This is a genomic window from Streptosporangium sp. H13245 (genome assembly GCF_055690525.1).
In genome coordinates this window covers 19,384-28,194 of record NZ_JBSZKT010000062.1, presented here as the reverse complement: position 1 = coordinate 28,194, position 8,811 = coordinate 19,384, and the positions used below count along the sequence as shown (strand labels likewise).

Annotated in this window: 6 protein-coding genes; 5 read left to right on the top strand and 1 reads right to left on the bottom strand. The window is 70.6% G+C overall.

All coding sequences use genetic code 11. The features are described from left to right. Positions 1 to 553 precede the first annotated feature (553 nt). The 4 genes from ACW9TB_RS38720 (at position 554) to araA (ending at position 5,670) form a co-directional block, all read left to right on the top strand. A complete protein-coding gene (locus tag ACW9TB_RS38720) occupies positions 554 to 1,543 on the top strand; it encodes a LacI family DNA-binding transcriptional regulator (protein WP_472753098.1) in 990 nt (329 codons plus the stop codon). A 301-nt stretch (positions 1,544 to 1,844) separates the two neighbouring features. After that, complete coding sequence (gene araB, locus ACW9TB_RS38715; RefSeq protein ID WP_472753097.1) at positions 1,845 to 3,512, top strand: ribulokinase; 1,668 nt, start codon at positions 1,845 to 1,847, stop codon at positions 3,510 to 3,512. After that, positions 3,509 to 4,177: an L-ribulose-5-phosphate 4-epimerase gene (locus ACW9TB_RS38710; RefSeq protein WP_472753096.1), complete on the top strand. Its 669-nt coding sequence runs from the start codon at positions 3,509 to 3,511 to the stop codon at positions 4,175 to 4,177. The genes araB and ACW9TB_RS38710 overlap by 4 nt, the downstream gene beginning before the upstream one ends. Continuing rightward, positions 4,174 to 5,670 carry an L-arabinose isomerase gene (gene araA, locus ACW9TB_RS38705; protein ID WP_472753095.1) on the top strand — a complete coding sequence of 499 codons (1,497 nt, stop codon included), beginning with the start codon at positions 4,174 to 4,176 and terminating at the stop codon, positions 5,668 to 5,670. Before ACW9TB_RS38710 ends, araA begins: the two co-directional genes overlap by 4 nt. Positions 5,671 to 5,702: 32 nt before the next feature. Here araA and ACW9TB_RS38700 read toward each other — a convergent pair whose 3' ends face one another. After that, entirely contained in the window at positions 5,703 to 5,888 is a 186-nt protein-coding gene (locus ACW9TB_RS38700; RefSeq protein WP_472753094.1) for a hypothetical protein, read from the bottom strand. A 1,242-nt stretch (positions 5,889 to 7,130) separates the two neighbouring features. Between ACW9TB_RS38700 and ACW9TB_RS38695 the strand changes: the two genes are divergently transcribed. Beyond that, positions 7,131 to 8,810, top strand: a complete 1,680-nt coding sequence (locus ACW9TB_RS38695; RefSeq protein ID WP_472753093.1) for an ABC transporter substrate-binding protein — start codon at positions 7,131 to 7,133, stop codon at positions 8,808 to 8,810. Position 8,811: the final 1 nt, after the last annotated feature.

Below are 8,811 nucleotides of genomic sequence, written 5' to 3'. Positions count from 1 at the left end.
TGCCGTGGCGGCGCGCCCCGGCTTCCGGCGTGCCGCCGGGGCGCGTCCCGTCCGGACGACGCCCACGGTGACACCGGAGCGGGAGCCGGGACCCGGCCCGGCTCCCGCTCCGACGTCCGTGAACGTGTCCGTGAGCGTCTTCGTGGACGTGTTCGTGAGTGTGTCTGTGGACGTGAGCGTCTTCGCGGACGTCGTCGCGTGCGTCTTTGTGAGCGCTCACATCAGTGGCGTCAGGCCGCCCGGTGACCCGTTCGGCTGTGTGACGAGCTATCAAATGCCCGGGTCGGCCGACTGTCAACCCCCGGGCGGTCAGGATTCCTCGCGTCATGGAGACCTTCTCGCAGGAGATGTGAGCGCTAACAACGGGGTATGCGCCAGTTAAGGGCGTCATGACGGTAACGTCAAGTGGGTGTTAACGGATGATCTTCGAGTAACCAGAATGTAATGTCGGGAATGCTTGACGTGAGGTGTTGTTAGCGCTCACAGTCTGTCCCAAGCCGTCACCAGAAGGAGCCGACCAGTGAACCCGAGTGTCGAACGCCGTCCGCCGGTGATGGCGGACGTCGCCACGAGGGCCGGTGTGTCGCACCAGACGGTCTCGCGCGTGCTCAACGACCACCCCAACGTCCGCGCCGAGACCCGCGACCGGGTGCTGGCGGCGATCCACGAGCTCGGCTACCGGCGCAACATGGTCGCCCGCGCCCTGGTCACGCGGCACACGCGCACCCTCGGCGTGGTCAGCTTCGACACGACCCTGTACGGGCCCGCGAGCACGGTCTACGGCATCGAGCAGGCGGCCAGGGCGGCGGGTTACTTCGTCAGCATGGTCAGCCTCAAGACCATCGACACCGCGGGCGTGCGCGACGCGCTCGGCTACCTGGCCGAGCAGGCCGTCGACGGCATCGTGGTGGTCGCGCCGCAGCGTTCGGCCGCCCCCGCGCTGGCCGGAGTGCCCGTCGACATCCCCGTCGTGGCCGTCGAGGGCAGCCACTCGGGCGACGTGTCGGTGGTCAGCGTCGACCAGGTCGAGGGCGCCCGCCTGGCCACCCGGCACCTGCTCGACCTCGGCCACGAGACCGTGTGGCACATCGCCGGTCCGCCGGACTGGCTGGAGGCCGACGGGCGGATCGAGGGCTGGCACGAGGTGCTGACCGCCGCCGGTCGCCCGATCCCGGAGATGCTGTCCGGCGACTGGAGCCCGCGCTCCGGCTACGAGGCCGGGCTGCGCCTGGCCGCGACGTCGGGCGTCTCCGCGGTCTTCGTCGCCAACGACCAGATGTCGCTCGGGGTGCTGCGGGCCTTCGCCGAACTGGGCGTGCGGGTGCCCGAGCAGATCAGCATCGTAGGGTTCGACGACATCCCCGAGTCGGAGTTCTTCACTCCGCCTCTCACCACGATCAGGCAGGACTTCGGGGCGGTCGGGAAATACAGCATCGAGGTCCTGCTCAGGCAGATGGAGGCGGGAGCGGAATGGTCTCAGGAGCGACATGTCGTCCCGCCGAGGTTCGTGCCGAGGTCCAGCACCGCGCCGTTCCGCGCCTAGGCCCGCGTACCGTCTCGCGCGTGGGTCTGGCCGCTGTCCGGGGTCCGGGGCCGGGTTCGCGTACGAGGCCGTGCTTGGGCCCGTGTGCCGTCTCGCGCGTGGGTCCGACCGCGGTCCGGGGCGTGGCTCCGCGCCCAGATCCGCGTACCGTTTTCCACGTGGGTCCGAGCGCGGTTCCGGGCTTGGGGCCGCGACGTCCCGTCCCGCGCCGCCGCGCCTGAGTCCCGCGGGTCCGGCACGGTCGCCCGTACCGGAGTCCCCCGTAACCGAGGTCCCGCCGTCCCGATGTCCTGGAGAGAATGTGAACGCTAACAACGATCGCTACGTGGTCGGTGTCGACTTCGGTACGCTGTCGGGCCGCGCCGTGGTGGTACGGGTGGGCGACGGCGCCGAGGTGGGCACCGCCGTGCACGAGTACGCCCACGGGGTGATCGAGGACCGATTGCCGGACACCGTCGTGCGCCTGGGCCCGGACTGGGCGTTGCAGTCGCCGGAGGACTGGCGGGAGGTGTTGCGCCAGGCGGTGCCCAAGGCGGTGGCGGCGGCCGGGATCTCCCCGTCCCAGGTCATCGGCCTCGGGACCGACTTCACCGCCTGCACCGTGCTGCCCGCCACCGCAGACGGCACCCCGCTGTGCGAGGTCGACGGGTTCGCCTCCCGCCCGCACGCGTGGCCGAAACTGTGGAAGCACCACTCGGCGCAGCCGCACGCCGACCGGATCAACGCCGTCGCCGCCCGCAGGGGAGAGACGTGGCTGCCCCGGTACGGCGGGAAGATCTCCTCGGAGTGGGCGTTCGCCAAGGGCCTCCAAACACTGGAGGAGGACCCGGAGGTCTACGGCCGCGCGGAACGCTGGATCGAGGCCGCCGACTGGATCGTCTGGCAGCTCACCGGCGTGGAGACGCGCAACGTGTGCGCCGCCGGGTACAAGGCCGTACGTCAGGACGGCCGCTACCCCTCAGAGGGGTTCCTCGCCGAGCTCAACCCCGCCTTCGCCGGTTTCACCGCCAAGCTCGGCGGGGAGCCGTCCCCCCTGGGCGGCCTCGCCGGACGGCTGGACGCCCGCGCCGCCGGGTGGACGAGGCTGCCCGAGGGCATCGCGGTCTCGGTCGGCAACGTCGACGCCCACGTCACGGCCGCCGCCGCCGACGCCGTGCGGCCCGGCCAGATGGTGGCCATCATGGGCACCTCCACCTGCCACGTCATGTCCTCCGGCACGCTGGCCGAGGTGCCCGGCATGTGCGGGGTGGTGCGCGACGGCATCGTGCCCGGCCTGTGGGGGTACGAGGCGGGCCAGTCGGGGGTCGGCGACATCTTCGGGTGGTTCGTCGAGACCTCGGTGCCCGGCTCCTACGAGCGCGAGGCGGAGCGGCGCGGGCTCACCGTGCACGAGCTCCTCACCGAGCTGGCCGCCGCGCAGCGGGTCGGGCAGCACGGCCTGGTGGCGCTCGACTGGCACAACGGCAACCGCTCGGTGCTGGTCGACCACGACCTCTCCGCCGTGGTCGTCGGCCAGACGCTCGCGACGAGGCCCGAGGACACCTACCGGGCGCTGATCGAGGCCACCGCGTTCGGTACCCGCACGATCGTGGAGACCTTCGAGTGTTCCGGGGTGCCCGTGGCCGAGTTCGTCGCCGCGGGGGGCCTGATCAGGAACCGCTTCCTGATGCAGGTCTACGCCGACGTACTGCGCCGCCCGATCTCGGTGATCGGCTCCGAGCAGGGGTGCGCCCTGGGGGCGGCCGTCCACGCTGCGGTCGCCGCCGGGGCCTACCCCGACATCACCTCGGCCTCGGCCGCGATGGGCAGCCGCGCCGAGGCCGCCTACGTCCCCGACGCCGGGCGCGCGGACACCTACGACCGGCTGTACGCCGAGTACCGCCGCCTGCACGACCACTTCGCCGCCGGGGAGACGCTGCACGGCCTGCGGGCCCTGCGCAACGAGGCGAAGAGGGCGGCGGCCGGATGAGCGCCGTCGTCAGGAGGCTGCGCGAGACGGTGTCCGCGCTCCACCAGGAACTCGTCCGCTACAACCTCGTCGCCTGGACCGCGGGCAACGTCTCCGGCCGGGTCCCCGGTGAGGACCTGTTCGTCATCAAACCGTCCGGGGTGACGTACGAGAGGCTGACGCCGGAGTCGATCGTGGTGTGTGACCTGGACGGTGAGCTGGTCGAGGGCGAGCTGTCGCCGTCCAGCGACACCGCCGCGCACGCATACGTCTACCGGGCGATGCCGAAGGTGGGCGGCGTGGTGCACACCCACTCCACCTACGCCTCCGCCTGGGCGGCGCGGGGCGAGGCCATCCCGTGCGTGCTGACGGCGATGGCGGACGAGTTCGGCGGGGAGATACCGGCCGGGCCGTTCGCGCTGATCGGCGGGGACGACATCGGCAAGGGGATCGTCGCCACCCTGGACGGCCACCGCTCCCCGGCGGTCCTCATGCGCAACCACGGCGTCTTCACCATCGGCGCCGACGCCCGCGCGGCCGTCAAGGCCGCGGTGATGTGCGAGGACGTCGCCCGTACCGTGCACGTGGCCCGCCAGCTGGGCGAGCCGCTGCCGATCGCGGGACCCGACATCGACAGCTTGTACGACCGCTACCAGAACGTCTACGGGCAAAGGAGTCCGCGGTGACCCTCCACGAGCGTGAGATCTGGTTCCTCACCGGAAGCCAGGGCCTGTACGGCGAGGACACGCTGGCCCGGGTGGCGGAGCAGTCCCGGGAGATCGCCGGGCGGCTCGACGAGGCGCTGGCGTTCCGGGTGGTGTGGAAGCCCGTGCTGACCGACGCCGGGGCGATCCACCGGGTCTGCCTGGAGGCGAACGCCTCGGCCGCCTGCGTCGGGGTGATCGCCTGGATGCACACCTTCTCCCCGGCCAAGATGTGGATCGCCGGGCTGGACGCGCTGCGCACGCCGCTGCTGCACCTGCACACCCAGGCGAACGTGGCGCTGCCGTGGAGTTCCATCGACATGGACTTCATGAACCTCAACCAGGCCGCGCACGGCGACCGCGAGTTCGGCTACGTCCAGGCCCGGCTGGGCGTGGCGCGCAAGACCGTCGCCGGGCACGTGAGCGACCCGGCCGTGACGGCGCGCGTCGGCGCGTGGGCGCGGGCCGCGGCCGGGCGCGCGGAGATGGGCTCGCTGCGGCTGGCCCGCTTCGGCGACAACATGCGCGACGTGGCGGTCACCGAGGGCGACAAGGTGGAGGCGCAGCTGCGCTTCGGCGTCTCGGTCAACACCTACGGCGTCAACGACCTGGTCGCCGCCGTCGACGCCGCGGCGGACGCCGACGTGGACACCCTGACCGCCGAGTACGAGGACACCTACAAGGTCGCCCCCGAGCTGCGTACCGGAGGTGAGCGTCACGACTCCCTGCGCTACGCCGCCCGCGTCGAGCTGGGGTTGCGCCGCTTCCTCGTCGAGGGGGGCTTCGGCGCGTTCACCACCAACTTCGAGGACCTCGGCGGGCTGCGGCAGCTGCCGGGGCTCGCGGTGCAGCGGCTGATGGCCGACGGCTACGGCTTCGGCGGCGAGGGCGACTGGAAGACCTCGGTGCTGGTACGGACCCTGAAGGTGATGTCGGCGGGGCTGGCGGGCGGCACCTCCTTCATGGAGGACTACACCTACCACCTGACCCCGGGCCAGGAGGTCATCCTGGGCGCGCACATGCTGGAGGTCTGCCCGACGATCGCCGCCGGGGTGCCCTCGTGCGAGATCCACCCGCTGAGCATCGGCGGGCGCGAGGACCCGGTCCGGCTGGTCTTCGACGCGGAGCCGGGACCCGCCGTGGTGATCGGCCTGTCCGACATGGGGGACCGGTTCAGGATGGTGGCCAACGAGATCGACGTGGTCGCCCCCGCCGAGCCGCTGCCCAGCCTGCCCGTCGCCCGCGCGGTGTGGAGGCCCCGCCCGGACCTGAGCACCTCGGCCGAGGCGTGGCTGACCGCCGGAGGCCCGCACCACACCGTCCTGTCGTCCGCCCTCACCACCGAGGAGCTCACCGACCTCTCCGACATGCTCGGCGTCGAGCTGCTGGTCATCGACGCGGACACCACTCCCCGCCAGTTCGCCAAGGAGATCCGCTGGAACCAGGCCTACTACCACCTGGCGCGCGGCTTCTGACCCGCCGGACTCTCACCGGTGGATCCTCCGGTCTACGGACGGATCCGGTGGCTGCCGTCCAGCAGGCGGGAGAGCACGCTGACGGTGGCCGCGCCCGCCACGACGCCGCTGAGCAGGGAGAGGGGCCAGGCGGACCCGGCCACCAGGGCGAGCGCGCAGGCCAGCACCGCGATCACGGCGGTGGCGGTCAGGACGAGCAGCACAGGTACGGAGGACATCGGCTCACTCCCGCAGGCGGTGCCGCCGAGGTTTCGGCGGCACTGTGGGGCGAGACGCCGGATCCGGTGGGAGCCGTGCCCGCCCCGATAGGTGCTGCCCGTCCTGAGCGTCGTAATCCTGGATCGGGGATGCCGTGGCCCGTCGCGGGACGGAGCGGATCCGGTCCGGCGCGCGGAGAGCGGCGGACCGGGGGTGGACGCGGTTTTCCTCATGAGCCGCGGAGATCGCTCGGTCCCGGACCGCGCGATCGCAACGGATCATGAGATCCCCTGTTCACCGTTTCCTTGCCCCCGTTGACTTACCTGCCCCGTCGACGCCCGCGGCGCCCCGTCCCGTCTTGGCCCGCCCCGTCCCGCCGTGCTTTGCCCTGGTTCGCCGTGGTCGGCCCAGTCCTGCTTAGCCTTGCCCCCGTCTCGGCCTGCCCCGTTTCGTCTAGGTTCGCCTTTTTCGGCTCGTCCTGCTTAGCCTTGCCCCGTTTTGTCTAGGTCCGTCTCGTCCCGTCTAGGTCGGTGACGGTTCCGCCCCGTCCTCCCTCGGGCCGGAACCGTCACCGCCCTCCGCCGCGCGGCCCTTCCCCGCCCGCACGGCTCTTCCCCCCCGCGCGGTTGTCTCTCGCCGTTTCCCGTCGGTTCTCGCCGTCGAACACCGGTCACCGTCTCGATTCGCCCCATGAATCCGGTGCCGGAGAGCTCGCACGGCCCGGTGACCGGAGACCGGTCCCCGCTCTCGCCCACCCCTCCCGGGCGGAGTCGCACCGGCGTACGGCCTTCGGAAGGTGCTTCTCCCCGTTGCCCCTCACCTTCCGTTTCCTCTTCCGCCTGGCCGGTGGATCCCTCTTCCGCCGAGCCGGCACGTGGTGCCCCGTGCCGAGAACTATGGCAGACGGGCACGCGGTGACATTGCCCGCCAGTGCACGATGTTTGCCCGTCCGTGCACGACGGGCCCGGCGGCCGTTTCCCCGGTGGCGGACCCCGGTGTGCCGTTCCTGCCGACAGGGTAGGAAGCGCTGGTCACATCCGGGCGTCGGTCGTGTGAAATTCAGTGAACATGACGACTGAACATGATCTTTATGCTGCCCTGTTACCTGTCTGAGCATGGGGTTCATCTGTGAACAAGCACCACTCTCTTGTTCACCAAACTCAGGTCTGATAGAACAAACGGCACATGTAGGTCGGGTGGGCCGTCAGTGGAGCGATCCGCCCACCTCGCGGCCTATCCCTCATGGCCCCTGGAGGACTGCGATGCCCGGTTTCTCTCACCCCCACGGTCCGGGATCCCCCGCGCTGTCCCGTCGCTCGATCCTGCAGCTCGGGGGTGGGGTCGCCCTCCTCTTCGCGACCGGGTGCGCCGCGGGTACCAAGGCGGGCGGCTCCGGCACCCCCGCGGCGAGTGCCGCTCCCGGCGGGAGCGCCGCCCCCGCCGCCTCGACGCTGCGGGTCGCGGTGGGCAGCTACCTGAGCAGCTGGGACCAGGACTTCGTCGGATTCGACCTGACCGCGCTGATGCTCTACAAGAACGTCTTCCCCTACATGGTCGACTACGGGGTCACCTCGGTCGGCGGCGGCCAGATCCTCGACACCGAGGCCGTCGCCCCGACCTTCGCCGAGTCCTTCGAGCCCGACGCCGACAACAAGGTCTGGACCCTCAAGCTGCGCAAGGGCGTCAAGTTCGCCAGCGGCAACGAGATGACCGCCAAGGACGTCAAGTGGTCCAAGGACCGCGCCTTCGCCGCGAAGGCCAACGTCGCCGGGATCTACCGGCTGATCGGGCTCACCGAGGCCGACCAGGTCAAGGTGGTCGACGACTACACCGTGACGTTCACCCAGGCGTTCCCCAGCGCCCTCACCCGGCAGATCCAGGCCATCTCGCTGTACGTCTTCGACTCCGAGGAGGCCAAGAAGCACGCCACCGCCGACGACCCCTGGGCCAAGGAGTGGTTCGCCAAGAACCCCCCGACCGGCGGCTACTTCAACGTGGAGAAGGCGGTCCAGGGCCAGGAGATCGTGCTCACCGCGAACACCGGCTACCCGGGCCCCGACGGCGCCAAGAGCTCCGAGATCAGGCTCACCGTGGTGCCCGCCCCCTCCAACCAGCGCCTCCAGCTGCAGAACGGCGACATCGACATCGCCTTCGGGATCGGCCAGCGCGACATCAAGGACCTCAAGACCACCCCGGGCATCAAGGTCATCTCCGCGCCGAGCAACAACCAGGTCGCCATCCAGATGTCGGTGACCACCGCGCCCTTCGACGACCCCGCGGTCCGCAGGGCGCTCGCCCACGCCGTCCCGTACGAGCAGATCATCGCCAACGTCTACGGCGGCGACGCGCGGCCCGCCAAGAGTGTCGTACCGCTGGACATGCCCGGCTACTCCGAGACCGGCTACCCCTACGCCTACGACGTCGCGAAGGCCAAGGAGACGCTGACCGGGGCGGGCAAGACCTCGGTCACCTCCGAGCTGGTCTTCCAGACCGACAGCGAGGAGCAGCAGCAGATCGCCGTCCTCGTGCAGAGCGAGGCCAGGAAGGCGGGCATCGAGCTGAAGCTCACCCCGCTCGACCCCGCCACGCTCGCCGAGCGCAGGGGGAAGAAGAACATCCCGCTGCAGATCACCGTGGGCCAGCTCTGGGTCAACGACGTGGAGTACATGCTCGGGACCAGCTTCACCAAGGGCGCCAACCTCAACTACTCCAACTACGTCAACGACGAGATCGAGAAGATCTTCGAGGACTCCCACACCGTCGTCGACGAGGCCGAGCGCGCCAAGCTCTGGCTGCGCGTGCAGGAGATCCTGGCCGGGGACGTGCCGTGGGTCGTCGTCTGCCAGCCCAACTTCAACCTTCCCGTCAGGGAAGAGGTGGCCGGGTGGGTCCAGCCGATGGACGGTCTGGCCCGGCTGCGCTACCTGAGCGTCGCCAAGTAAC